Source organism: Nocardiopsis sinuspersici, assembly GCF_001998325.1.
Lineage (GTDB): Bacteria > Actinomycetota > Actinomycetes > Streptosporangiales > Streptosporangiaceae > Nocardiopsis > Nocardiopsis sinuspersici.
The window spans coordinates 3,430,507-3,455,151 of record NZ_MCOK01000001.1 but is presented as its reverse complement, the minus strand read 5'-3'; the positions used below and the strand labels follow the sequence as shown (position 1 = coordinate 3,455,151).

The following is a 24,645-nucleotide window of genomic DNA, read 5'->3' as shown; positions in this document are numbered from 1 at the left end:
CCGGCGCGGTGGAGACTCCACACTCCCAACACCGGCGGTGCCGGGTCTTCTGGCGCAGGACGGCATCGCGCCTACGACTTGTGGGGGAGGCGGCCTCCCCCACGAGTCGGCGGTGAACACGTTCGGGAAGCGGGTCCGTGCGGTGGGACAGGCGAAGACGCCGACCACGCGGGCGGCGGTCCGCACGCCGGGCCGCCGCTCCGTCGTGGAGGGACTGTGGCGAGCGGCACCCCGGGCGGGCTCGCGGGGCGGAGCCTTCCGATTCCGGAGCGTCGACGGCACCGGGGACGTCACCATCCTGTGGAACCCGGCCGGCATCCAGGACTGCTTCCCGGAGGTCGGCGAAGCCGAGGCCCGTGAGGACTTCGAACACCTCTGGCGCCTCGAGTCCTTCGGCCTGCGCGTGTTGGACCGGGCTCCGGTCGACGGCGCGTAGTCCCCGCCGCCGGTCGCGTGCCGCGACCGCACAGAGCACGGACACACAGAGCACGGACACGGAGTGCCACGGAGCGGCCTCGTGTCCGGCGGTACTGACGAGGGGGCGGGTCCCAGGCGTACAGGGACCCGGCCCTCGGACGCGCCTTCAGCCGGTGGAGGACAAGGCGCGGGCCGAGAGCCGGCCCGACCCGCACCGTGAGTCCGCTCCTGGAGGAGCGCCACCGTGGAGACGGCGAGAGCGGGCTCCCGGAGGAACCCGCTCAGAGGATGCTCTCCCGGCTGCCCCCACGCGGGAAGGACCCGGAAACGACTCGGGCCAGAGCGTGTGCTCTGGCCCGAGGTGATGCTGGTGGGCGATACAGGACTCGAACCTGTGACCTCTACCGTGTCGAGGTAGCGCTCTAACCAACTGAGCTAATCGCCCTCATCGGGGGGATGAGGCAAAGCCTGTTACGAGGTGGAGACGGGATTCGAACCCGTGTAGACGGCTTTGCAGGCCGCTGCCTCGCCTCTCGGCCACTCCACCGAGTTACACGAGAGGCGCCTGGGCGCCTCGCGTCTCCTCCGAGCGGACGACGGGATTCGAACCCGCGACCCTCACCTTGGCAAGGTGATGCTCTACCAGCTGAGCCACGTCCGCTTGCTGCCCGGCGCGGGACCCGAGGGCCTCGCCGTGCCGCTGGTAAGAACTCTAGCGGAAAGTCGGGATACGGCAAATCGACGCAGGGAGGGACTGGTCCGCCGTGCCCGGGTGGGGAAGGGTGGGCGGGTGGACAATGGGGGCACACCGGAGTGGTGAGGGGAGACGGTATGAGCGGGAGGGGACACGGCGATCACCGGCCGTGGTCGCAGGCGCGTGAGGCAGCCGGGCTTCTGGGCGGGCGGAGGAGCCCCGCTCCGCGCGACCTCCCCCTCACGGAGGCCCTGGGCGCGGTCCTCGCCGCGGACGTGCGCGCCCTGGCGGGCCTGCCCGCCTTCGACGCCTCGGCCATGGACGGTTTCGCCGTGGCGGGCCGGGGCCCCTGGCGGCTGGTCGGCAGGCAGTTGGCGGGCGCGTCCCCGGAGTCCGTGGTCCTGCGTCCCGGCGAGGCCGTCGAGATCGCCACGGGCGCCCGGGTGCCCAAGGACACCGACTCCGTCCTGCCCTACGAGCTGGCCGTCGCCGGTGGCGGGACGGTGGACGGGCCCGCCGAGGCGGGCCGCCACGTGCGCTGGGCGGGGGAGGAGACCGCTCCCGGAGAGACCGTTCTCACGCGCGGGACGGTGGTCGGCCCGGCGGCGCTGGGCCTGGTCGCCAGCCTGGGCCACGAGACCCTGCCCGTGTTGAGCCCTCGGGTCTCGGTGCTGGTCACCGGGGACGAGGTCACCACCTCGGGCCTGCCCGGGGACGGGAGCGTGCGCGACGCCATCGGTCCGATGCTGCCCGGGATCGTCGACCGCGCGGGCGGGCGGGTCGGTGAGGTACGGCACCTGGGCGACGACCGGCGGCCGATGCTCGGCGCCGTGGCGGACGCGGGCGGTGACGTGGTCGTGGTGTGCGGGTCCTCCTCGCGCGGGCCGGCCGACCACCTGCGCTCGGTCCTGGCGGAGTTGGACGCCCACGTCGTCGTGGACGGCGTCGCCTGCCGCCCGGGCCACCCGCAACTGCTGGCCCACACCGACCGGACCGTGTTCGTGGGCCTTCCGGGCAACCCCGGCGCCGCACTCGTCGCGGCGGTGACCCTGCTGGTCCCCCTGCTCGCCGCCATGACCGGCCGCGCGGACCCCTGCGAAGGGCTGTCCCCGGCCGTCCTGGAGGGGCGGGTGAGCGCCCACCCCAGGGACACCAGGCTCGTCCCGGTCCGCCTGGACGGCGACCGCGCCCGCCCGGTCGGCCACGACCGGCCGGGCAGTCTGCGGGGTGCCGCCCAGGCCGACGCCTACGCGGTGGTGCCCCCCGACTGGGGCGGCGCCGAGGCGGACCTGCTCCGCCTTCCCTGAGCCGGCCGGACCCGGCGGGACGCCTCCCCGGAAGGTCCCTCCGAGGTCTCCTCGACGGCGTCCTCCGTGTCCTCGACGTTCTCGGAGGCTTCGACGCCCTCGACGCCCTCGACGCCACCGGCGTCCCCGGCGGGCTCCGGAGCGGGCGCCGGCTCCACCGCCGGGTTGCCCCGGCCGCGCAGCAGCACCCAGGCCTGCGTGGCGGCGTACAGGACGATCGCTACGGCGATGGCGCTGGTCAGGTGCATCCCGTCGGTGAACGCCGACCGCGCCGCGCCCATGAGGGCCTCGCCCGCGCCGCCGCCCAGGTCGGCGGCGGTGTTCGAGGCACCGCCCAGCGTCTCCCGTGCGGCGTCCACGGCCTCCGGGGGCACGCCCTCCACCGCGTCCAGGTTCGCCCGGTAGGACGCGGTCAGCACGCTGCCCAGCACCGCGACGCCGAGCGCGGCGCCCAGTTCGTAGGCGGTCTCGGAGATGGCCGAGGCCGCACCCGCGCGCTGCGGAGGGGAGGCCGACATGATCGCGCCGTTGGTCAGCGTCTCGGCGAACCCGGATCCCGTGGCGATCAGGGCGAACCCCAGCGCGACGAGCGTCACACCGGTGACCACACCGGTCTGCGGCGCGAACACCAGTACCGCGAACCCCGTCGCGGTCACCAGCAGGGCCCCGCCGATCACCGTGGCCAGGCTCAGGTGGCGCGACAGCCGTACCGCGACCAGGCTCGCCAGCACCGACAACACCAGGCCCGGGACCAGTACGAACCCGGCACGCATCGGGGAGACGCCCAGCACCAGTTGCAGGTACTGCGTCAGGAAGAACAGCGACGAGACCAGCGAGAACACGATCATCAGGTTGGTGGCCACGGCCACGCCGAACACCCGGTACCGGAACAGGCCCACGTCGATCAGCGGATCGCGGAGCCCCCGCTGGCGGCGGACGAACGCGTATCCCAGGGCCAGGCCGACCAGCAGGGACGCCACGGCGACGGCGTCCAACCCCTCGGTGGCCAGCTTCTTGACCCCGTACACGGCGGGCAGCATCGCGGCCATCGACAGCACCACGCTCAGCGGGTCCAGGCGGCCCGGCTCGGGGTTGCGCGACTCGCGCACCAGCAGTGGGGCCAGCACCAGGATCAGCGCCATCACCGGCAGGTTGATCAGGAAGACCGAGCCCCAGGAGAAGTGCTCCAGCAGCCAGCCGCCCAGGATCGGGCCGAGCGCCGCGCCGCCGGAGAACCCGGAGCCCCACAGGGCGATGGCCAGCAGCCGCTGGCGCGGGTCCAGGAAGGTGTTGCGCAGCAGCGACAGGGTGGAGGGCATCAGTGACGCGCCCGCCATCCCGAGCAGGGCGCGGGCCAGGACCAGCACCTCGGCCGTGGGGGAGAAGGCGGCCAGCAGGGAGGCCGCGCCGAAGGCGGCCGAGCCGATCATGAGCAGGCGCCGTCGGCCGACGCGGTCGCCGAGCGACCCCATGGTGACCAGCAGCCCGGCCAGGACGAAGCCGTAGACGTCGACGATCCACAGCAGTTGGCCCGATGTGGGGCGCAACTGCTCGCTCAGTTCGGGGACGGCGAACCCGAGCACGGTCGAGTCGACCGAGATCAGGACCACCGGCAGGACCAGGACGGCCAGGGCGGCCCATTCGCGCGGACCCGCGAGGGCGGGCGCCGCGTCATCGCGGCCGCGCACGCCAGTGGTGCCGTTTCCGGCCTTGGCGGAACTCATCTTTCCTCGTTACGTGATCGCTGGTGGCGCGCCGCTCGGAACGAGGGGCGCGGTCGCGGCCCGGCGGGAGGCGGAGAAGGGCGAACGGCCGGGCGGGCGGGACGGGAAGTCTGGTCGACCGGAGGACGTACTCCGGGACTCTTCGACCGTCCGGACGGTACAGTACCGTCCAGACGGTACAGTGTCAATCGTGACTGCCTCGAACACCCGCGACCGCATCCTCGACTCCCTCCAGGACATCCTCGTCGACGAGGGTTACTCGGGGGTGACCCTGGAGGCCGTGGCCCGGGACGCCTCGGTGTCCAAGGGCGGGCTGCTGTACCACTTCCCGTCCAAGGCCGCCATGCTCACGGGGCTCATCGAACGCCTGAGCGCGCTGGCGGAGGAGGAGTTCCGCGAGGCCGTGGAGGGAGGGGAGGGCGTGGTCCGCGTCTTCCTGCGCACCTCGCTGCCGCGCAGCCCGCAGGAGCGTGAGCTGTACTGGGCGGTCATCGCGGCCCTGCGCGGCCAGGAGGACCTGCCCGAGGAGGCCACCCGCAGGGTCCGGTACCTCTTCAGCCGCTGGGGCGAGCTGCTGCACGAGGAACTCGACGACCCCGTCCTGGCCGAGATCATCCTGCGCGCGGGCGACGGACTGTACATGTCGGCGATCGCCGGCCTGCCCCAGCCCGATCCGGAGCTGACCCGGCGGATGATCGACCGCCTGGCCGAGGCCGCCGACAAGGTGCGTCGCGAGCGCTGAGGCGCCCGCCCGGGCCTGGGCCCTCAGACCCTCTGCCGGAACACCTGGACCTCCTTGTCCCCCGAGGGGACCCGCTCGACGGGGGTGAAGCCCTGCCTCTCGTAGTAGCGCACGAGGGCTCCGTCGCCGCCGGCCCAGCAGTCCACGCGCAGCAGTCCGATGCCGCGCACGTGCGCCTGCCTGCGGGCGAGGGCGAGCAGCGTGCCGCCCACGTTCTTCCCGGCGTGCGCACGGGAGACCAGCAGCAGGCGGACGTAGAGCTCGCGCTCGGCCACCGGGGGCGCGTAGTCGGGAGCCTGCTCGGTGATGGTGAGGAACCCGGCCGCCTCGTCGCCGATCTCGGCCACCCACAACCCCTCGGTGACGAGTTCCTCCACCAGGGCGATCCGGGCGGGGTCGCGTGACCAGGGTTGGTCGCCCCACTGGCCGGAGCGGCCGTGCGCGGCCAGCCAGGCCACGGTGGAGTCGAACGTTTCCAGCACCGCCGGCAGATCCGCCGGCCCGCCCTGGCGCAGCCTCATGTGTCCGCCTCACCGGTCGGGGGAACAAGTACAACCAGCACACGCTAGCCGGTCGACGGCCCAACCGGCATCTTGAGACGCCCGGGATGCCCGGGACGCCCGGGACATCCGGGGCCAAGAGTGGAGGGTGAGGAGCCGCCACCGCGGGAACCACACGGCCCCGAACCCGTCGGCACCCCTGGCGGCGTCCGTGTTCCAGGAGGACAATCGTGTCCCGGGAGGTGACCACGCGGTGCTGTTCACGTGTCGGCGATCGTGATTTACTTCCCGGTAACTTCGTTGCCGCAATCGGGCCCCGTGCTCGTAGGGTGCCCGCCCACCCCGCGAGGTGAAGTGTGCACTACCGCCACGAGTGGGGCGCGCCGTATCGACCGCGACCGGCTCCCTTCGCGAGACTGTTGCCACTTCGCGGGGGCGTCCACGGGGTGAGGACACGCAGACGGGAAAGCGGGGGGCGGATGCACAGGCTCACCAACCAGGTCAGACCTTACGCCTGGGGAGCTCGCACGGCCATCCCACGGCTGTTGGGCACCGAACCCGACGGCACACCCCAGGCCGAGCTCTGGCTGGGCGCACACCACGGCGCGCCGAGCACGGCGCACTGCGAGGACGGCCCGCGCCCCCTGCCCGGCCTTATCGCCGAGAACCCCCACCGTGTGCTGGGGCGCCGCACCACGGAGCGCTTCGGCGGTCGGCTGCCCTTCCTGCTCAAGGTCCTGGCCGCCGAGGAGCCCCTGTCCCTCCAGGTGCATCCCGACGCCGCCCGCGCCCGGTCCGGGTTCGAGGCCGAGGAGCGCGCGGGCATCCCCCTCGACGCACCCCACCGCAACTACCGCGACCCCCACCACAAGCCCGAACTCCTCCTCGCCCTGGAACCCTTCGAGGCGCTGTGCGGCTTCCGCGAACCCGCCGCCGCCTACGCCGACCTGAGCGGGCTCACCTGCGAACTGGCCGCCTTGCTGCGCCTCGACCTGGCCCTGGCCGACACCCACGCCGCCCTGCGCGCCGCCCTGACCCGCCTGCTCACCCTCCCCGAGGACGGCCGGGCGCGGCTGATCGGCGAGTTCGTGCGCGAGTGGTCGGCCTCCGGCGCGCGCGGTTCCCACAGCGGCATCGTCGCGGACCTGGCCGACCGCTACCCGGGCGACCCGGGCGCGGTCGCCGCCCTGCTGCTCAACCGGGTCACCCTGGGCCCGGGGCAGGCACTGTTCCTGCCCGCGGGCAACATGCACGCCTACCTCCAGGGGACCGCGGTCGAGGTGATGGCCAGCTCCGACAACGTGCTGCGCGCCGGGCTGACCCGCAAGCACGTGGACGCGCCCGAGCTGCTCGACGTGGTCGACTTCTCGGTGCTGCCCATCCCCTACGCACGGCCCGACCACCGGGAGGGGCGCCGGGAGTTCCGTCCGGCCGCGCCCGAGTTCGCGCTGCACGAGATCGGCCCGGGCCGCATCACCGCCCACCTGCCGGGGGAGGGGCCGACCGTCATGCTCGCCCTGCACGGGCAGGTGGAGCTGGTCGCCGAGGTCGGCCAGGGGCTGACCCTGCAACGCGGTGAGTCGGTGTTCGTCCAGGCCGACAGCGGCCCGGTCAAGGTCGAGGGACACGGGCACGTCGTCGCCGCGACCGTCGGGGACCGCTGAGGGGCGGACCGGCTCGCGCCGCGTCCGGACCGCACCGGGGCACCCGGGCGCGCCGATACCCTGGGCCTCTCTGTTCTCATAGACAACACAAGGGGTATCACCATGGCGCTTGAGCGTCCGGAGATCGACTTCATCGAGGGCCCGCCGCCCGCCGACCTGGAGGTCACCGACATCGAGATCGGCGAGGGCGAGCAGGCCGGTCACGGCAGCACCGTCGACGTCCACTACGTCGGTGTGTCCTTCTCCAGCGGCGAGGAGTTCGACGCGAGCTGGAACCGCGGCGCCCCGCTGAGCTTCCGCCTCGGCGCCGGACAGGTCATCCAGGGCTGGGACCAGGGCGTCATGGGCATGCGCGTGGGCGGCCGCCGCAAGCTGGTCATCCCGCCGCACCTGGCCTACGGCGAGCGCGGCGCCCCCGGCGCCATCAAGCCGAACGAGACCCTGATCTTCGTCTGCGACCTGGTCGGCGTGCGCTAGGGAGCGTTCTCCCGGCCCTCCCGGCGGCGTCCGTCCGGCCCTCCACCGGTCTCCGGCGGATGCCGGGGACGTCGGTGTCCCGTCCGTCCGCCGCTCGGTCCGCCCGCGCGGGCACGCGGACGGACCCGGGCATACGAGGGGGCCCGTGCCACGCTCCCACGTGCGGCACGGGCCCCCTCTCCCGCTCCTAGCCCAAGGTTGCGCCCACCTTCACGTGGCCCTTGAGCAGGTCGCGGGCGATCGTGCGGCGCTGGATCTCGTCCGTGCCCTCGAAGATGCGCAGCAGCCGCACGTCGCGGTAGAAGCGCTCGATGGGCAGCTCACGGGTGTAGCCCATGCCGCCGTGGATCTGCATGACGCGGTCGACGATCTCGTTGGCCTTCACGCCGCCGAAGAGCTTGGCGATGGACTGCGCGTGCCGCGAGTCCTTGCCCACCGAGACCTGCCAGGCGGCGTGCAGCACCAGCAGGCGCAGCGCCTCGATCTCGGTCTGGGAGTCGGCGATCATCCACTGGATGGCCTGCCGGTCGGCGATGGGCGCGCCGAAGGTCTCGCGCGTGAGGGAGTACTCGATCGCCATGTCCAGCAGGCGCTCGCAGCCGCCGAGCGCGCGGGCGGGCAGCAGGTAGCGGCCCTTGCCGATCCACTTCATGGCCAGCTCGAAGCCGCGGCCCTCCTCGCCCAGGATGTTCGCATGGGGCACGCGCACGTCCTGGAAGACCAGGGCGGCGGGGCGGCGCTCGCCCATGGTGTCGATGGGCTCGGAGGTCCAGCCGGCCTCGCGGTCGGCCAGGAAGCAGGTCACGCCGCCGTTGGCGCCCTTCTCGGGGTCGGTGACGGCGAAGACCATGGTGAAGTCGGCCTCGTTGCCGCCGGTGATGAAGGTCTTCTCACCGTTGATGACCCACTCGTCGCCGTCGCGGACCGCGCGGGTGCGGATCGCCTTGGCGTCGGAGCCCGCTCCGGGCTCGGTGATGGCGAAGCAGGAGCGGCGCTCACCGGCGATGGTGGGCAGCAGGTAGCGCTCCTTCTGCTCCTCGTTGGCGTAGTAGAGGATGTTGTCGGCCTCACCGCCGAACTTGAAGGTCAGGAAGGTCCTGCCCAGCTCGGTCTCGATGATCGCGGCGGTGATCGGGTCCAGGCCCATGCCGCCGTACTCCTCGGGGGTCTCCACACCCCAGAAGTCGGACTTGCGGGCCAGCGCGCGCAGGCGGGCGTTCTCCTCGGCGTTGAGCCCGGGCGGGTGCCCCTCGCGCTCGCGGCGCAGCACCTCGTTCTCCAGCGGCATCAGCTCCCGCTCGACGAAAGTCCGTACCCAGTCGCGTACGGCGCGCTGCTCTTCGCTCAGTGAGAAATCGATCACGGCCTGTCTCCCCAGTAACCTAACAGTGTTCGGTTATTTGAGGGTACGGTGTTCATGGCGGTGCGTGCAAGGGGAGGGCTCCGAGCAGGTGGGAGCGGGCGCGCCGGCGCCGCGGCACGGGCCGGGGAGGCGCCCGGGGGCCGGTTCGCCCGTGCGAGGAAAGACCGCCGAGGGGCCGCATACGGTGCACCGACATGCGATGATCAGGCCGGACGCCGGAGGGACCGGCTCGTCCGCCGCAGTGGAGAAGAGGATCCTTCCGTGGCCCGACCCAAGACGCCGATCCTGAGCAAGCCGGCCATCCGACAGGCCGCGCTCGCGCTCATCGACCGGGCCGGACTGGACGGACTGTCCATGCGCAAGCTCGCCCAGGAGCTCGACGTCCAGGCGGCCTCCCTCTACAGCCACTACCGCACCAAGGAGGAGCTGCTCACCGACGTCGCCAACGAGGTCACCTCCCACATCGACGTCTCGGGCTTCGAGGGCGGCGATTGGCGCGAGGGGCTCACCGTCTGGGCCAGGTCCTACCGCGACGCCCTCACCGAGCACCCCCACCTGCTGCCGGTGGTCTCCTCCGGACCCGGACGCCGTGAGGAGGCGCTGCGCCGCGCCGACGCCGTGCACGGCGGACTGGTGGGCGCCGGATGGCCGCCCCGCTACGCCACGATGATCGGCGCGTCCACCAAGTACCTGGTCGTGGGTGCCGCCACCAACTCCTTCGCGCGCGGGTTCGACGACGACGTGCGCGTCTACCGGGACCGCTACCCCAACCTGTCGCAGGCCCACCGCCTGCCCGAGCACGCCACCGAGATCGACGACGCGAGCTTCGAGCTGGCGCTGTCGGCCTTCCTGGACGGGCTCACCGGCGTCTTCGACCGGGTCAGGACCCGGGACTGACCACGGGAGGCGGCCCGCCACCACGGGGAGGGGCCGCCCGGACGGCCCGCCCCGGAGGCGTGCGCCCGCCGAGGCGGCCCGGCACCGCCACGGCCCGATCGCGCGAGGGGCCCGGGTGCGGTCCCCACCGCTCCCGGGCCCCTGGGCCGAGTGTGCCCCTGCCTCAGCTCCGCTCGGAGGACACCCGTTCCGCGGCCTCCTCGGAGGAGGAGCGCGTGTCCCCGTCGGCCGGGGCGTCCCCGGTCGGGGCGCCGTCGTCCCCGGCCGCCCGCTCACGCGGGTGGCGGCTCTCCAGGGAGGCGCCCTCCACGTCGATGTCGGGCAGGATCCGGTCGAGCCACCTGGGCAGCCACCACGCCGCGTCCCCGGCCAGGTGCATGAGCGCGGGGATCAGTGCCATGCGCACGACGAAGGCGTCGATGAGCACACCGAAGGCGAGCGCGAAACCGATCGAGCTGATCATGACGCTGTGGGAGAAGACGAACCCGCCGAACACCGAGATCATGATGACCGCCGCGGCGGCGACCACCGCGCGCCCGGCCCGGAAGCCCTGCACCACGGCGGTCCGCGAGGGCGAGCCGTGCACGTAGGCCTCGCGCATGCCCGTGCCGATGAAGAGCATGTAGTCCATCGCCAGGCCGAACAGGATCCCGGCCAGGAGCGTGGGCAGGAAGTTCAGCACCGGTCCGGTGTTCTCCAGCCCGAAGAGGCCGCCCAGCCACCCCCACTGGTAGACGGCCACCACGCCGCCCAGCGCGGCGAAGAAGGACAGGATGAACCCGAGCGTGGCCACGACCGGCACGAAGACCGACCGGAACACCAGCAGCAGGATCACCAGGGACAGGCCCACGACCACCGAGAGGTAGGTCGGCAGCGCGTCGCTCAGGGTCTCGGAGATGTCGATGTTGCCGCTGGCCATGCCCGCGACCCCCAGCGGCCCGGTGCCCTCGATCGGCTCCATGTCGCGGAGGGTGTGCACGAGCTCCTCGGTGGAGGCGCTGGCCGGGCCCTCGACGGGCACGACCTGGAAGATGGCCAGGGTGTGGTCGTCGGAGACGGCGATGGGGGCCACCGCCGCCACGTCGTCGTGGGAGTGGATCTCCTCCGCGACCAGCGCCTGCTCCTCCTCGGCGTTGCGCTCCGCGGCCTCCTCGTCCGGTCCTCCGGTGAGCCCGGCCACGACCAGGAGCGGGCCGTTCTGCCCCGCGCCGAAGTTCTCCTCCACGGCGGTGAAGGCCCGGTACTGGGTGGAGTCGGTGGGCTCCGAGGAACCGTCGGGCATGCCCAGCCGCAGGTCGAGGGCGGGCAGGGCGACCACGCCCAGGGCGATCACGGCGACGGCGGCCTGGGCCAGTGCACGGCCGGTCGGCATCGGCCGGGTCCGCTCCGCCGGACCCGCGCCCTCCACGGGAGCGGAGGCGTTCTCGGAGAGGCGGGCGCGCTCACGGCGGGACAGGACGCGCGTGCCCAGAAGTGACAGCAGCGCCGGAACGAGCGTGATCGCGATGAACACGGCGATGGCGATGGAGACGGCGGCCACGCTGCCCATGAGGCCCAGGAACCCGATTCCGGTCAGGTTCAGGCCCAGCAGCGCGATGAGCACGGTCGTTCCCGCGAACACCACGGCGTTGCCCGCGGTCCCGTTGGCCAGACCGATGGACGCGCCGACGCCGACGCCCTGCTTGAGCTGGCGGCGGTGCCGGTTGATGATGAACAGCGCGTAGTCGATACCGACGGCCAGGCCGAGCATCAGGCCCAGGATCGGTGTCACCGACGCCATCTCCAGCACTCCCGACAGCGACATCGCGATCAGGGTGGCGACACCGACGCCGACGAGCGCCGTCAGGAGCGGCAGGCCCGCGCCCACCAGGGTGCCCAGCATGACCATCAGGACCACGCCGGCCACGATCACACCGATCACCTCGGCGGCGCTGACCAGGGTGGGCATGGCCATGGCCATGTCGTTGCCGAAGTCGACGGTGGTGCCCGGCACGGGGTCGCTCTCGAAGACCTCCATGACGGCGTCGCGGGTCTCCTGGGTGACCTCCGTCTGGCTGTCGGTGAAGGTGACGCGGACCAGGGCGGTGTCGCCGTCCTCGGAGACCGAGCGGATCCCGGAGGCCGTCTCCAGCATGGCCTCGCCCCGCTCGACCTCCTCCAGGCCGGCCTCCAGCCCCTCGCGCTTCTGGTCGATCACGGCCTGCTCGGCGTCGAGCCCGGCCTCGGCCTGGTCGAGTGTCCCGGTGGCCTCGGCCTGGGAGCGGCCCTCGTCGAGCTCCGCCTGGCCGGCTTCGAGCTCCTCCAGCCCGCTCTCCAGCTCCTCGCGGCCCTCCACCAGCTCCTGCCGCTGGTCGGCGCGCTCCTGCTCCGTGGCGAACGGGTCGATCACGTCCTCCACGCCGGAGACCCCGGTGGCCTCCTCGGCGCGGTCGGCGATCGCGTCCCGCTGCTCCCCGGTGAAGTCCGAGCCGTCCTCGGTCTGGTAGACGACGGTGCCCGAGCCGCCGCCCATCCCGGAGAACTCCTCCGACAGGAGCTGTTCCACCTCGTCGGTGGGCGTCCCGGGAATGGAGAAGCTGTCCTTCAGCTCGCCCGAGAAGAGGAGGAAGGCGGTGCCGGAGGCCACCAGGAGGGCCAGCCAGACCGCGATGACGGTGGGGGCGCGACGTGCGCACGCACGCCCGAGTCTGTAGAGAAATTCAGCCATGGCTCCTGCAAACGGAGTGGGTGGGAGCGCGCGGTGCGCTCAGGAGGTGTGGGGGCCGACGTTTCCGTAGCCGTCACGGTTCACGGCGAGCATGCGGTCCAGCAGGTCGGCCCAGACCCGGCGGGAGTCGTCGCTGTCGACCCCTCCGGTGACCTGCTCCCAGCGCTGGACCATGACCGTGCCACCGCTGATGACCGCGCCGCACATGAGGTCGACCACGAGCGGGTCGGCCCGCGGATGGCGGTGCGTCATGATCGCCGACAGGCGGGCGCTCACGTCGTTGATGGCCCGCTCGAACAGCGCCGCCTGGCTCGGGGCGGGCTCGTGCCCCTTCTGCCTGAGGAAGCGCTTGAGCCGGGTGATCGGGGTGACCAGGTCGGTCTCGCGTATCGCCGCTGCGAACTCGTCGAACATGTTCCCCGCGTGGTCGCCGGTGGCGGCGGTGAGGTTGGCCTCGATGCTGTCGACGATCGCCTCCAGCATCCCGCCGAACACCTCGAGGACGATGTCGTCCAGGGACCTGAAGTGGTTGAACACGGTCCTGCGGGAGACGTCGGCCCGTTCGGCGAGCTGGTCGACGGTGAAGCCCGTGTCCCCGCGTTCGGTCATCAGCGCGGCGGCGGCGTCGACGATGGCGCGGCGGTGGCGCGACTTCAGTGCCTCACGCCGGTCACGTGAGGGCGGTTCCTGCTGTTTGTCCACGTTCCAACGTTACGGACACGGATGCACTAAGTGCAACGAAGCACTGAGTGCACCCGGTCACACCCGGGGCCGTGGCCGGGAGCGTTCGTGAACCGGTGGGCTTGGCCTCGGAGCCGCCCCGGACGGCGCCGTGCCGTCCCGAGGCGCACGCGGCCGCGCTGAGCAGTCCGGTCGCCTCGGTTCGAACCGAGGCCGGCGGCGCCGGCCCGCGGCCCCTCGGGCGGGGTGTCCTCCCCGGCCGCCGCGCCGCCCCGGCTCGTACTCCACGGGCGGTGGTGCGGGGAGTAGTGTCCTGTGGCGAGACGGACACGACGACGGGAGGGATTCCATGCCGCTCGAAGGTGAGTACGCGCCGAACACGATGGAGTGGGTGCGCAAGCAGGTCGAGCAGATCGAGAGTTCCGGCGGGACCGAGGGGATGACCCTGAAGGGCAGGCCCGTCATCCTGCTCACCACGCGTGGAGCCAAGACCGGCAAGCTGCGCAAGACGCCGCTGATGCGGGTGGAGCACGAGGGCCGCTACGCCGCCGTCGCCTCGCTCGGCGGAGCGCCCAAGCACCCCGTCTGGTACTACAACGTCGTCGCCCACCCGCACGTGGAACTCCGGGACGGCACCGTGCGCAAGGACATGACGGCCCGTGAGGTCACGGGCGAGGAGAAGGCGCTGTGGTGGGAGCGCGCCGTGGAGGCGTTCCCCGACTACGCCGAGTACCAGAAGAAGACCGACCGCGAGATCCCGGTCTTCGTCCTGGAGCCCGTCGACGGCCACTGAGCCGTCCCGGGGCCGCCGGCCGTTCCGGCATCCGCGGACCCGGTCGGCACCGCCGGGTTCCCGCGGTGTCAGACCCGCGCGGACAGCCGCCGGAACGCCAGGCCCTGTCCGACCACCAGCCCGGCGGTCGCCACCGCGTACACCGCCCACAGCGACGTCAGCCCTCCGGCCCCGGCGACGGGCACCGCCACCAGGGCCAGCAGTCCGTAGCAGACAGCGAACGCATGCATCGAGGACCTGGCTTTCTTGATGCCCAACAGGCCCATACCGGGCAGTGCCTGCGCGGCGTCGGCCACGGCCACCGCGCACAGCACGGGCAGCAGCGCGGTCACCAGGGCCGCCACCTCGGGGTCGTCGGTGAACAGGCCGACGACCGTCCCCGAGGCGGCCCACACCAGCGTCGCGCTGACCGCGACCACCGGGACCGCCACCAGGTAGCCCGCCAGGACGGACCGGCGCACCCCGGCCCGGTCACCCCTTCCCGCCGCGCGTGCGGTGAAGGGCACGGTGGCCTGCCCGGTGGCCGCGGCCGCGAGGAACACGAAGGTGGCCACGACCACGAGCAGTTGGTGGGCCGCGGCCTCCGCGGGGCCGATCCGGGCCGCCGCCAGCGCCAGGACGCCCATCGCGCCGAACTTGACCAGCAGGGTGGAGCCGGTGGGCAGCCCCACCCGTGCGATCCGCCGGACACCGGCCCAGCGGGGCGCGCCGAGCCCGATCGGCCGTCCGCGCAGGACGGTCACGCGACGCGCGACGTACAGCGACAGGCAGACGGTGGCGCACCCGTGGAGCAGCACCGCCGAACCGGCGCCGGGGAGTCCCATCGCGGGCACCGGGCCCGGGCCCAGCACGAGTGCGGGAACGAGGACGACCGCGAGGGCGGTGGTGACCAGGCTCAGCGCCAGGACGGCACGGTTGTGTCCGAGGCCGGTGAGCAGCACGGTCACCGAGGCCTTCACCGAGGCGACGACCACGTACAGGCCCATGAGCAGCGGATAGGGGCCGAGCGCGGCCAGCGTGGGGGCGGCCACCCCGGCCAGCCGGCCCCACAGGGGGGCGGTGGCGACCAGGAGGCCGCCGAGCGCGCCCATGGCCAGGGCCAGCCACAGGCTGTCGCGGACCACCGGGGCGAGCCTTCGGGGATCGTCCCCGTGCTCGGCGACGAAGGGCATCGACCCGCGCAACGCGCCCTGGACGACCATCAGCACCGGATTGAACACCGCGATGACCACGGCGTAGGCCGCGAGCTGCGCGGTCCCGGCGTTGCCGAGCACCCCCGCGGTGACCATGCCGCCCGCCATGGTGGCGAGCATGGACAGGTACAGCGGCCCCGCCTTGCCCGCGACCCTCCCGGCCAGGGCGCCCACGGCCTCGGGGCCGCCCGCCGGTTCCGTGGTGTCCTCCGACTCGGACGCGGTGGACATCGGTCTTCCTCCGAGAGGGTTTTTCCTGTGGCGCCACAGAACCTAACATCCCGGCCGGCAACGGCGATATCGAACTCCGGGAAAGCTCTCTTTCGCCGTGCCGAGCCTTTTCGGAAGAGCCGGAAAACGTCCGGAATCGGCCTTTCCCGCCCGGTTCGGATCCCGGCCCCTCGGGGAGGTCAGCGCGTTGGTAGCGTGGTCGCCAGGACCCCGGTTCCCGGACCGGGGCGGCGAAGGCGTCCGACGAGGAGGGCTGTTCCCGTGGCCGAAGAACGCGTGATCTGGGCGAAGAAACTTCCCGAGGTCTACGGAAAACTGGACGAAATCGACAAGATCATCGCCGGGCACCTCGACGCCGGTCTCCTGGAACTGGTCAAACTGCGCGCCTCGGTGCTCAACGGCTGCTCCTTCTGCGTCGACCTGCACACCCGGACGGCCCAGGAGGCCGGAGAGACCCAGCAGCGGCTCTTCCTGGTCTCCGCCTGGTATGAGGCCGGTGAGATCTTCACCGACGCCGAGCGGGCCGCCCTGGCGCTCACCGACGAGATCACCCGGCTGGGCGAGCACGGGGTGTCCGACGAGGCCTACGGGGCCGCCGCCGAGCACTTCGACGACCAGGCCCTGGCCGCGCTCATCACCGCAGCCTCGATGATCAACCTCTACAACCGGCTGGCCGTCACCAGCCACCTGCACCCGCGCAAGCGCTGAGACCGGTACGGGCCACCGGCGCAGCGGCTCGGTGGCCCGGAGCCGGAGCACGCGGGGCCGCTCCGACGCGTCCACGGCCTCGGCGTACCCCTCAGCCCTTCGAGGCGACGGCCGTGACGACCCGGGTGAGCGCTGCGCGCGCCTGACCGGCCCCGAACCTCCCCGTGACCGCGGCCCTGGCGAGGGCGCCGCTGCGCCGACGACCGCGCGGAGGTCGGCCGTGTCGACCGGCTCCGGCCCCGAGAACGGGGCCGGGGCCTCGCGACACCTCCCGCTGTGGGCGTCTTCGGCGTCCTGGCGCAGCCGGTCCGGTGTCGGCGAGCCGGCCGGTGCGGCGATGACATCGGCCGGTTCTCTTCCCTCGGCCAGGGCGCAGTCGATGCGGGCCCCCGCGACGACCTCCGCCACGGCGCGCAGCTCGCGCTCGGCGCCTTGCAGTGCCGCGTCGAGCCTCGTGCCGGCGGGCGTCGAACTCGCGGTGGAGCTCTGCGAGGACGCCGGCCCTGTTGCCGAAGTGGTCGTAGACCAGCGGCTCGGCCACTCCGGCGCGTTCGGCGATGTCGACGCGATCGTCTTCAGCGCCGGATCCGACGGTGGCAGCAGGGAGGCCACGAAGGCCACCGACCGGCAGGGGCACGACCGCCGCGTCCGCCTCCGCGCGCCCGCTCCGGGGCCGGGGCCGGAGGAGACCCGGAGGGCCGGTGTCCGGGCGGCTCCGGCCGTGCGGAACCGCCCCCGCTCCGGGAACGGGGGCGGCCCGGGAGGGGTCCTCGGCGACCCCGGCCGGCGGTCTACTGCGACTCGGTGGTCTGGTGTGATCCGCTGGTCTGCTCGGGTGACCGCGTGGGGCGGGGAGCCGCGTGGGAGGCGTCGTATCCGCTGCGGTAGGCGGCCTCGTCCCCCTCGGGCTCCCGCGCCTCCTCCGGGCGCTCCGTGAACGCCACCGCGGAGGGCCAGCCGGCGGTCAGGCCGTAGATCACCACGATGTCCACGGCGATGGCCACCATCGACCACAGCGGCATCGCCATGGCGAAGCCCAGTTGGGCGACGGCGTTCGCCGCGGTGAGGACGAGCGCGAAGGCCCGGGCCCACGTGCTGAGGGACAGCACGGCCAGCCCGGTGATCACCAGGGCCACGCCCCACAGGCCGAGCAGGACGCCCCAGGCCTCGTACTCCAGGAAGAGCACGTCCGCGCCCGTGGCTGCGTAGAAGACGGGGGTGAAGGAGGCCACCAGCCCCTGGACGATGTTGACGGCACCGATGACGACCAGCAGTGTCGCGACGAAGAACTGCCAGCCGTTGGCTCCCTGCGTTCGCATGTCCGCTCCTTCCGGCCGTCCCCGGGCCCCGGAGGTCCTCGTCGGGCAGCGCCCGGGACCGGGACGTGGGAACGGCCGCTCGGGTGTCCCCTGCGGATGCGCGGTCCACGCATCCTGCACCCATCATCGAACCCGGCGGGTCAGCGGCACCTCACCGTCGTCTCCGGATCGGGCAAAGCCCCGGGGCGCGGTGGCTGGGTCAACGGTATTACGTAATTACGGAATAACAGGTACAGTGGAGGCGTGATGGAGAGAACGGCGGAGGAGCGGCTGGCGGACCTGGAGGCACGGGTCGCGGCCCTGGAGGACGGCGCGCACGGGCGGTCCGCGCGGGCCGGAGCCGCGGCGCGGCCGCCGGAGGACGTGTTCTTCGCGCTCAACGCCCTGCGGGAGCAGGTCACCGGGCGCGGCGGCGTGGTCTTCGCCGGGATCGTCCGCGGGGAGGGGGAGGAGAACGGGCTGGAGTGGCAGCAGGGGCTGCCGGTCGAGCGGCTGGAGGGGGCCGACTGGTCCCGGCACGCCGCCAGCCTCGACGCCCTGGGCAACCCCGTCCGCCTCCAGTTGCTGCACGCCGTCTGGGACGGCACCAGCACCGTCGCCGAACTGGCCGAGCGCTCCGACTTCGGCACCACCGGCCAGATCTACCACCACGTCAACCTGCTCGCCGCGGCCGGATGGCTCACCACCGTCCGGCGCGGCCACTACGCGATCCCCCCGGAACGCGTCGTCCCCCTGCTCGCCATCCTGACGGCGGCGGGAGGCGCGCCCTAGGGGCCTTTCGCGAGTGCTCGCTCAGCCCTCGGGGACGTGGTTCGGGCGCCGGCGGGGTTCTGGAGGTGCCGCAGACGGGTCCGCAGAGGAACTGCGCCGTAGGCGTCGTTCGAGGGTGGTGGCGGGCGACGGCGTGGGCACGGGCCAACCCGTCGGAGGCGCCGAAGGCTCCCGCCCGCAGGGCGCCCGGACATGGGGTGGATCGGGGCGGAGCCCCGAACACGAGGAAAGGAGGGTCCCGTGGGACCCAGAACGTGGATCGTCGCGGTCGCCTGTGCGGTGGCCGCCCTGGTCGTCGCCGTCGGGATCGTCGTACGGCCGCACACGCCGGCCCTGTCCGCCGAGGAGACCGGAGACCCCGGCCTGCTCGACCGGGCGCGGCCGCTGCTGGCCGGGGGCACCCACGACAGGGTCAGCGTCGTCGAGATCGACGGCGACCGGACCCTCTCCGCCCACTTCGGCGCGGACGGGCACACCGGCTACGAGATCGGGTCGGTGACCAAGACGATGACCGGGGCGCTGCTCGCCGACGCCGTCGAGCGGGGCGAGGTCACCGGGGACACCCGGCTCGGCGAACTCGTCGACCTGGACGGCGCCCCGGCCGCCGACGTCACCCTGGCCGAACTGTCCAGCCACCGCTCCGGCCTGCCCCGGCTCCCCGGCCGCCTGTCCGACGTGGCGATCTCTGTGACGGCCGCCAACCTGGGCCTGGACCCCTACCCCTACGACTACGACACCCTGGTCGCGCAGGTGGCCGCCGCCGAGCTGTCCGGCCGCGGCGAGTCCGGCTACTCCAACATGGGCACGGCCGTTCTGGGCCAGGCCCTGGCCAACGCCGCCGGGACCGACTACGCGACCCTGCTGCGGGACCGGCTGCTCGACCCGCTGGGGATGGGTGAGACGATCCTGCCCGACTCCCGGGAGGACCTGCCCGAGGACGCGACCGTGGGGTACACCGACCGCGGACGCCTGGCCGATCCCTGGCTGGCACACGCCTACGCGCCCGCGGGCGGGGTCCGCTCCACCCCCGCCGACATGGAGCGCTACGTCCGCGCCCTGCTGGAGGGAACCGCCCCCGGCACGGCGGCCCTGGAACCGCGCTGGGAGGACGGGGACGGCGGCCGGATCGGCTACGCCTGGGTCGTGGAGGAGCACGGGGGCACCGAGGTCACCTGGCACAACGGGGGCACCGGGGGGTTCTCCGCCATGGTCGCCCTGGACCGGGAGGGCGACCGGGCCGTGCTCGCCTTCGGCAACACCACCACCGGGCTGGAGCCGCTGGCGCTGGAACTGCTCACGGGGGAGGACTCCTGATGGATCCCATGGACCTGCTTCCCTACGCCATGGGAGTGTTCTTCAACGGCATCTGCGTACTGAGCGCGTCGGACATCGTCCTGCGGGCCTGGCGCGGCGAGGGGCGCCACCGCTTCCCGGACCGCTGGGACGCGCTGGCCCGGCTGGCCGGCACACTCCTCTACCTGCTGATCGCCCTGCTCATGACCTCGTGGGCGGTCTTCCCCGTGGCGGTGTGGTACCTGGTCTCGGCCCTGACGGCGGCCGCCGCCGCGGGCGTGGTGCTGCGCTGGCCGGAGCTGCCCGCCCGGGCCGGGGACCGGAGCGCGGCCACGAGGCGGGTCTCCGCGGTCGGCACGCTGGTGTTCCTCGCGGTGGCCGTCACCGCGCTCCTCGTCCTCGGCGTCTTCGGCTGACGGGGAAACGATGGGCAAAAAGTGTCGAATGCTGGGAATGTCAGAATTCGGAAACGACGGAGCGCCCCGTTTCCCGGAAAGGTCGCGGGTATTCCTGACCAGAACGCCCACGTGCCTTTCCCATGTGGTCTACGGTAAATTCCGTCCGCCTTCGAATGCCCCCGGCCCGAGGGATATCCGGGTGGACCTCCCCTGCCCGGAGACCGGGCGACGGAGGCGGGCGCCGCCCCGCCCCCTTCGCACGATTGCCCCGCGAGGATTCCGCCCATGTCAGTACATGCGTCCGGCCGGAAACGGCACGGTCCCCGCCCCGGACAACAGGCCCTGGTCGCGCTCCTCCTCGTGACCGCGCTGGTGGCCCCCGCCTGGTCGTGGGTGGTGATCTCCGCCCCCGCCGACGCGCGCCAGAGCGTGGCCCTCGCCGTCGGGACGGCCGGGATCGCCCTGTGCGCGGCCGTGGTCGTCGCCGCCCACCAGGCCGCGGCCGCCCGCGCCGCCCGCGACCACGGCACCCGGGCCGACGCCACCGCCGAGACGCTCGAACGCGAGGCGGACCACCTGGTCGAACAGGTCCTGCCCGCCCTCGCCGAGGGCGTCCGCGAGGGCCGCTCCGCGCGTGAGGTCCTCGCCCGCCATCCGCAGCCCGGCCACGCCGCGCTGCACCGGCTCGCCCACGCCGTCGGAACCGAACTCGACGCCGTCGAGGCCCGTGCCGCCCACGACCGGGCCCGCCGCTCCGTCCTGGAGGAGCAGATCGCCGACCTGGACCGCACCGGACTGCCGCTCATGGTCACCCGCGTCCGCGAGGACCGCATCGGCGCCGCCGAGGCCCTCCAGGACGAACTGCCGACCGTCGACGACGCACTCGCACGGCTGCGCCGGCACGTCCTGGAGGAGTTGCTGGCGGCCGCGCGCCGCTCCGCCTCGGCCATGGAGGCCGCCTCCGCCTCCGGCGCCCGTATCCAGGCCCACCTGACCACCCTGCTGGCCAGGCTCCGCGAGCTCCAGGACCGCTACGGCGACGCCCCCGGCATCTTCGGCGACCTGCTCGACCTCGACCACGGGGTGTCGCGCACCGGCCGCCTCACCGACGGCTTCGTCGTCCTGGCCGGGGGCCGCTCGGGCCGGCGCTGGACCCGCCCCATCGTCATGGAGAGCATCCTGCGCGGCGCCATGGGCCGGATCAGCGCCTACCGCCGCGTGCGCCTGCACAACGTCAGCACCGCCGCCATCGCCGGATACGCCGCCGAGGGCGTCATGCAGGCCCTGGCCGAGCTCATGGACAACGCCGCCAACTTCTCCGCGTACGGCACCGAGGTCCACGTCTACGTCCAGGAGGAGGACACCGGCCTGACCGTCATCGTGGAGGACGGCGGTCTGGGCATGCGCATGCGCGAGCGCAGGCTGGCCGAGAGCCTGGTCACCCACCCGCGCGACCTGTCCACCCTGCGCGGAACCCGCATGGGCCTGGCGGTCGTGGGCCGCCTCGCCGACAAGTACGGGCTCAGCGTCAGCTTCCGGCCCTCGGCACGCGGCGGTATCGGCGTCGTCGTCCTCGTCCCGCCCCACCTGGTCACCGACTCCCGGCCCGTGCTCGACGGGCCGGGCTCCGCCCGCGACACCGGGCGGCGCTCCCTCCCCGCCGAGGACGCCGCCCACGACCGTGTCCTGGCCGCCGCCCCGGCCGCGTCCTCGCGCCGCGCCTCCGGGCTGCCCCAGCGGCGGCGCGGCCAGACCCTGGCGGCGGCGCTGCGGGAGGAACCGCGCCAGCTCTCCCAGCAGCCGGCGCACATACCCGGAACCGGCGACCCCGGCACCAGGTTCGCGGCCTTCCGCGACGCGGGCGGCACCGGTGACGCCCCGCACGGGACGCGGTGACACCCACTCCACCGCTCCGGCCGCACCGGACCCACCGGTCGCCCGGCACGACGAAGAGCCCAGACAAGCCGAAGGGAAGAGCGAAGGCCCGATGGAGACCATGGACACCAGTCTCGACTGGCTTCTGGAGAACCTGCGCCACAGGACACCGGGCATCCGCCACGTCCTCGTCCTGTCCAGGGACGGACTCAAGATGTGCCACACCAGAGAACTGCACGTGGACCGCGCAGACCAGCTCGCCGCGATCTCCGCGGGCATCCAGAGCCTGTCCCTGAGCGCCTCCGCCGAGTTCGGGGACGGCGGCGGGGCGGGCCAGGCCATGGCCGAGTTCGGCGGCGGGGTCCTGCTCATCGTCGGCGCGGGCGAGGGCGCCCACCTGGCGGTCGTCACCACCCAGGAGGCCGACGTCGGCGTGGTCGGCCACAACATGAACGAGCTCGTCGAGCAGATCGGCGGCTTCCTGACGGCGGCGCCGCGCCGGACCGCCCGGACCGACTGGATCGGGGAGGGCGACCGGATCGGCATGACCGGGGAGACCGGCCGGGGCGGTCGGACCGAGTGGGCCGGAACGGGCGCCGAACAGACGCGATGAACCACGGACCTCTCCAGCGGGAGTCCCCGGACCGCCTGTACACCGTGACCGGCGGACGCGGCGACGCCGACGCCGACGCGCTCGACTCGGTCACCCTCATCGTCTCCGAGTGCGAGCCCGTGCCCGGAATGCAGTCCGAGCACGCCGCGATCCTGCGGATGTGCGTGTTCCCGACCGCCGTGGTGGAGGTCTCCGCGGAACTCGGGCTGCCCGTCAGCGTCGTGCGGATCCTGCTGCTCGACCTGCTGGACACGGGGCGGGTGGCGGCCCGCCACCCCGCCTCCTCGGCCCAGCGTGCCGAGGGACACGACCCCGAGACCCTGAAGCAGGTGCTCCTTGCCCTCCAACGCCTCTGAACAGCGGGCCGCGCCGGTGCTCCGGGCCCCGCTCGCCACAACGGCCGACAACGCCCTCAAGATCGTCGTCGTCGGCGGCTTCGGCGTCGGCAAGACCACCCTGGTCGGCTCCGTCAGCGAGATGCGCCCGCTGAGCACCGAGGAGGTCATGACCCAGGCCGGCGAGGGCGTCGACGACGTCAGCGCGGTCCGCGACAAGCGCACCACCACCGCGGCCTTCGACTTCGGGCGCATCACCATCGACGAGCGGCGCGTGCTCTACCTCTTCGGCGCCCCGGGCCAGAAGCGGTTCTGGTTCCTGTGGAACCAACTGTTCACGGGCAGCCTCGGCGCGGTCGTCCTCGTGGACACCGACCGGGTCCGGGACTCCTGGTACGCCATCGACCGGCTCGAACACCACCGCACGCCCTTCGTCGTCGCGGTGAACCGCTTCGGCCCCGGCCCCGGTCCCGGCCTCGCCGAGGTGCGCCGAGCCCTCGACGTCTCCGACCGGGTCCCCCTGGTGGACTGCGACGCGCGCAGCCGCGAGTCCAGCCGCGACGTCCTGGTCACCCTCGTCCAGCACGTGTCCGGACCCGTACGCGGGTCCGCGGCCGTGCCCGCGTCCACCTCCGTGCCCACGTCCGCATCCACTCCCGAGGACACGCAGTGAACGACACCCCGGGCCTGACGGAGGCCGCCGCCCCGCCCAGCAGCGGTCCGCCGTCCCCCGACCACGCCGAGGCCGTCCGCTTCTACGGCCCCGACATCGCCCGCGATCCCGCCGGGCTCTACGAGGAGCTGCGCAGGCGCTTCGGCCCGGTCGCGCCCATCCTGCTGGACGGGGACGTCCCCGCCTGGTTCGTGCTGGGATACCGGGAGCTGCACCACGTCACCAGCAGGCCCGAGTGGTTCGCCCGGGACTGCCGCCGCTGGAACCAGTGGGACGACATCCCCGAGGACTGGCCGCTCCTGCCCTACGTGATGTGGACCCCCTCGGTCATGTTCGCCGAGGGGGCCGACCACCAGCGCCGCGCCGGGGCGATCGGCGACGCCCTGGACGCCACCGACCGCATCGACCTCAAGGCCCTGTGCCAGCAGGTCGCCGACGGGCTCATCGACACCTTCTCGGCCGAGGGCGAGGCCGACCTGGTCGGCCAGTACGCGCACCACATCCCCGCCGGGGTGGTCGCCCGCCTGTACGGCATACCGGAGGGGGAGGTCCCGGCCATGGTGCGCGACATCCTCCTGTCGCTCGACGTCACCGCCGACGCGGGCGGGGCCCACCAGCGGCTCCACACCCGCATGGGGAACCTGGTCGCCGACCGCCGCCGCGCGCCCCGCGACGACGTGCCCTCCCGGCTCCTGCTGCACCCGGCGGGCCTGAGCGACGCCGAGGCGGTCATCGACCTCCTCGTCATCCTCGCCGCGGCCCAGGCGCCCACCGGCAACTGGATCGGCAACACCCTGCGGCTGATGCTGGTCGACGACCAGTTCTCGCTCACCCTGCAGGGGGGACGCAGCAGCTCCGGCGAGGCCCTCAACGAGGTCCTGTGGAAGAACACCCCCACCCAGAACTTCATCGGCCGGTGGGCCGCGCAGACCTGCGAGCTGGGCGGGCGCCGTATCCGCCGCGGAGACCTGCTCGTCCTGGGCCTGTCCGCGGCCAACTCCGACCCCCGCCTGCACGCCGGGCTCCCCGACATCTACGCCGGCAACCGCGCGCAGATGTCTTTCGGGCACGGCGAGCACGGGTGTCCCTTCCCCGCTCCGGAGTTGGCGACGACGATCGCCCGCACGGCGGTGGAGAGCCTGCTGGACCGGTTGCCGGACGTGCGGATGGCGGTTCCGCCGGACCGGCTGGAGTGGCGGCCGTCGGTGTGGATGCGCGGGCTGTTCGAACTCCCGGTGCGGTTCACGCCGGGGAGGTAGCGCACCGAGGA

23 protein-coding genes, 3 tRNA genes and 1 pseudogene are annotated in these 24,645 nt (G+C 73.1%); 16 read left to right on the top strand and 11 right to left on the bottom strand.

What is annotated here, in order from left to right:
* The first annotated feature begins 112 nt into the window (after window positions 1-112).
* The gene (locus tag NOSIN_RS14945) at window positions 113-436 is read left to right on the top strand and encodes a hypothetical protein (protein ID WP_077691327.1); all 324 of its coding nucleotides are present in this window, start codon (window positions 113-115) and stop codon (window positions 434-436) included.
* Between the two features lie 349 nt (window positions 437-785).
* On the opposite strand, the gene NOSIN_RS14940 is transcribed toward NOSIN_RS14945, so the two are convergent.
* The 3 genes from NOSIN_RS14940 to NOSIN_RS14930 all read right to left on the bottom strand — a co-directional run bounded on the left by NOSIN_RS14940 (window position 786) and on the right by NOSIN_RS14930 (window position 1,078).
* A tRNA-Val gene (locus NOSIN_RS14940) sits at window positions 786-862 on the bottom strand.
* A 31-nt stretch (window positions 863-893) separates the two neighbouring features.
* Window positions 894-964: transfer RNA gene (locus tag NOSIN_RS14935), tRNA-Cys, on the bottom strand.
* A gap of 41 nt (window positions 965-1,005) precedes the next feature.
* Window positions 1,006-1,078 (bottom strand) — tRNA-Gly (locus NOSIN_RS14930).
* 170 nt (window positions 1,079-1,248) lie between these two features.
* Here NOSIN_RS14930 and NOSIN_RS14925 point away from each other — a divergent pair.
* Window positions 1,249-2,418: a molybdopterin molybdotransferase MoeA gene (locus NOSIN_RS14925; protein WP_077691326.1), complete on the top strand. Its 1,170-nt coding sequence runs from the start codon at window positions 1,249-1,251 to the stop codon at window positions 2,416-2,418.
* Here NOSIN_RS14925 and NOSIN_RS14920 read toward each other — a convergent pair.
* A complete protein-coding gene (locus NOSIN_RS14920; protein ID WP_077691325.1) occupies window positions 2,358-4,142 on the bottom strand; it encodes an MFS transporter in 1,785 nt (594 codons plus the stop codon). The two genes, NOSIN_RS14925 and NOSIN_RS14920, sit on opposite strands and share 61 nt — an antisense overlap.
* A gap of 190 nt (window positions 4,143-4,332) precedes the next feature.
* Here NOSIN_RS14920 and NOSIN_RS14915 point away from each other — a divergent pair, with 190 nt between their 5' ends.
* A complete protein-coding gene (locus tag NOSIN_RS14915) occupies window positions 4,333-4,884 on the top strand; it encodes a TetR/AcrR family transcriptional regulator (RefSeq protein WP_077691324.1) in 552 nt (183 codons plus the stop codon).
* A 23-nt stretch (window positions 4,885-4,907) separates the two neighbouring features.
* Here the strand turns inward: NOSIN_RS14915 and NOSIN_RS14910 are convergent, their stop codons facing one another.
* A complete protein-coding gene (locus tag NOSIN_RS14910; RefSeq protein ID WP_077691323.1) occupies window positions 4,908-5,405 on the bottom strand; it encodes a GNAT family N-acetyltransferase in 498 nt (165 codons plus the stop codon).
* A gap of 458 nt (window positions 5,406-5,863) precedes the next feature.
* Between NOSIN_RS14910 and manA the strand changes: the two genes are divergently transcribed.
* Both manA and NOSIN_RS14900 read left to right on the top strand, forming a co-directional pair.
* Window positions 5,864-7,048, top strand: a complete 1,185-nt coding sequence (manA, locus tag NOSIN_RS14905) for a mannose-6-phosphate isomerase, class I (protein ID WP_077691322.1) — start codon at window positions 5,864-5,866, stop codon at window positions 7,046-7,048.
* A 102-nt stretch (window positions 7,049-7,150) separates the two neighbouring features.
* Window positions 7,151-7,525: an FKBP-type peptidyl-prolyl cis-trans isomerase gene (locus NOSIN_RS14900; RefSeq protein WP_077691321.1), complete on the top strand. Its 375-nt coding sequence runs from the start codon at window positions 7,151-7,153 to the stop codon at window positions 7,523-7,525.
* A gap of 187 nt (window positions 7,526-7,712) precedes the next feature.
* Here the strand turns inward: NOSIN_RS14900 and NOSIN_RS14895 are convergent, their stop codons facing one another.
* The gene (locus NOSIN_RS14895; RefSeq protein ID WP_077691320.1) at window positions 7,713-8,888 is read right to left on the bottom strand and encodes an acyl-CoA dehydrogenase family protein; all 1,176 of its coding nucleotides are present in this window, start codon (window positions 8,886-8,888) and stop codon (window positions 7,713-7,715) included.
* Between the two features lie 261 nt (window positions 8,889-9,149).
* Here NOSIN_RS14895 and NOSIN_RS14890 point away from each other — a divergent pair, with 261 nt between their 5' ends.
* Window positions 9,150-9,785, top strand: a complete 636-nt coding sequence (locus tag NOSIN_RS14890) for a TetR/AcrR family transcriptional regulator (protein ID WP_077691319.1) — start codon at window positions 9,150-9,152, stop codon at window positions 9,783-9,785.
* Between the two features lie 163 nt (window positions 9,786-9,948).
* Here the strand turns inward: NOSIN_RS14890 and NOSIN_RS14885 are convergent, their stop codons facing one another.
* Both NOSIN_RS14885 and NOSIN_RS14880 read right to left on the bottom strand, forming a co-directional pair.
* Window positions 9,949-12,492 carry an MMPL family transporter gene (locus NOSIN_RS14885; protein ID WP_077691318.1) on the bottom strand — a complete coding sequence of 848 codons (2,544 nt, stop codon included), beginning with the start codon at window positions 12,490-12,492 and terminating at the stop codon, window positions 9,949-9,951.
* A gap of 39 nt (window positions 12,493-12,531) precedes the next feature.
* Window positions 12,532-13,194, bottom strand: coding sequence for a TetR/AcrR family transcriptional regulator (locus NOSIN_RS14880; protein WP_077691317.1), 663 nt, complete (start codon window positions 13,192-13,194; stop codon window positions 12,532-12,534).
* A 328-nt stretch (window positions 13,195-13,522) separates the two neighbouring features.
* On the opposite strand from NOSIN_RS14880, the gene NOSIN_RS14875 reads away from it, so the two are divergent.
* Entirely contained in the window at window positions 13,523-13,966 is a 444-nt protein-coding gene (locus NOSIN_RS14875; RefSeq protein WP_077691316.1) for a nitroreductase family deazaflavin-dependent oxidoreductase, read from the top strand.
* Window positions 13,967-14,034: 68 nt separating this feature from the next.
* Here the strand turns inward: NOSIN_RS14875 and NOSIN_RS14870 are convergent, their stop codons facing one another.
* On the bottom strand, window positions 14,035-15,390 hold the full coding sequence (locus NOSIN_RS14870) for an MATE family efflux transporter (RefSeq protein ID WP_077691315.1): 1,356 nt from the start codon (window positions 15,388-15,390) through the stop codon (window positions 14,035-14,037).
* Between the two features lie 261 nt (window positions 15,391-15,651).
* On the opposite strand from NOSIN_RS14870, the gene NOSIN_RS14865 reads away from it, so the two are divergent.
* Window positions 15,652-16,098, top strand: a complete 447-nt coding sequence (locus tag NOSIN_RS14865; RefSeq protein WP_077691314.1) for a carboxymuconolactone decarboxylase family protein — start codon at window positions 15,652-15,654, stop codon at window positions 16,096-16,098.
* Between the two features lie 91 nt (window positions 16,099-16,189).
* Here NOSIN_RS14865 and NOSIN_RS28210 read toward each other — a convergent pair whose 3' ends face one another.
* Window positions 16,190-16,735, bottom strand: a complete 546-nt coding sequence (locus NOSIN_RS28210; protein WP_077691313.1) for a TetR family transcriptional regulator — start codon at window positions 16,733-16,735, stop codon at window positions 16,190-16,192.
* Window positions 16,736-16,889: 154 nt separating this feature from the next.
* Window positions 16,890-17,417 carry a DUF7144 family membrane protein gene (locus tag NOSIN_RS14855; protein WP_077691312.1) on the bottom strand — a complete coding sequence of 176 codons (528 nt, stop codon included), beginning with the start codon at window positions 17,415-17,417 and terminating at the stop codon, window positions 16,890-16,892.
* Window positions 17,418-17,663: 246 nt separating this feature from the next.
* Here NOSIN_RS14855 and NOSIN_RS14850 point away from each other — a divergent pair, with 246 nt between their 5' ends.
* The 8 genes and pseudogenes from NOSIN_RS14850 to NOSIN_RS14815 all read left to right on the top strand — a co-directional run bounded on the left by NOSIN_RS14850 (window position 17,664) and on the right by NOSIN_RS14815 (window position 24,634).
* The gene (locus tag NOSIN_RS14850; RefSeq protein ID WP_077691311.1) at window positions 17,664-18,188 is read left to right on the top strand and encodes an ArsR/SmtB family transcription factor; all 525 of its coding nucleotides are present in this window, start codon (window positions 17,664-17,666) and stop codon (window positions 18,186-18,188) included.
* 240 nt (window positions 18,189-18,428) lie between these two features.
* Complete coding sequence (locus tag NOSIN_RS14845) at window positions 18,429-19,502, top strand: serine hydrolase domain-containing protein (RefSeq protein ID WP_236743373.1); 1,074 nt, start codon at window positions 18,429-18,431, stop codon at window positions 19,500-19,502.
* Window positions 19,502-19,897, top strand: coding sequence for a hypothetical protein (locus NOSIN_RS14840; protein WP_077691309.1), 396 nt, complete (start codon window positions 19,502-19,504; stop codon window positions 19,895-19,897). Before NOSIN_RS14845 ends, NOSIN_RS14840 begins: the two co-directional genes overlap by 1 nt.
* 267 nt (window positions 19,898-20,164) lie before the next feature.
* Entirely contained in the window at window positions 20,165-21,775 is a 1,611-nt protein-coding gene (locus NOSIN_RS14835; protein WP_077691308.1) for a sensor histidine kinase, read from the top strand.
* Window positions 21,776-21,866: 91 nt separating this feature from the next.
* Window positions 21,867-22,265 (top strand): annotated as a pseudogene (locus tag NOSIN_RS14830) (roadblock/LC7 domain-containing protein); the annotation flags it as partial.
* 98 nt (window positions 22,266-22,363) lie between these two features.
* The gene (locus NOSIN_RS14825) at window positions 22,364-22,723 is read left to right on the top strand and encodes a DUF742 domain-containing protein (protein WP_077691306.1); all 360 of its coding nucleotides are present in this window, start codon (window positions 22,364-22,366) and stop codon (window positions 22,721-22,723) included.
* Complete coding sequence (locus tag NOSIN_RS14820; RefSeq protein ID WP_077691305.1) at window positions 22,704-23,375, top strand: GTP-binding protein; 672 nt, start codon at window positions 22,704-22,706, stop codon at window positions 23,373-23,375. The genes NOSIN_RS14825 and NOSIN_RS14820 overlap by 20 nt, the downstream gene beginning before the upstream one ends.
* Complete coding sequence (locus NOSIN_RS14815) at window positions 23,372-24,634, top strand: cytochrome P450 (RefSeq protein WP_077691304.1); 1,263 nt, start codon at window positions 23,372-23,374, stop codon at window positions 24,632-24,634. The genes NOSIN_RS14820 and NOSIN_RS14815 overlap by 4 nt, the downstream gene beginning before the upstream one ends.
* Window positions 24,635-24,645 lie beyond the last annotated feature (11 nt).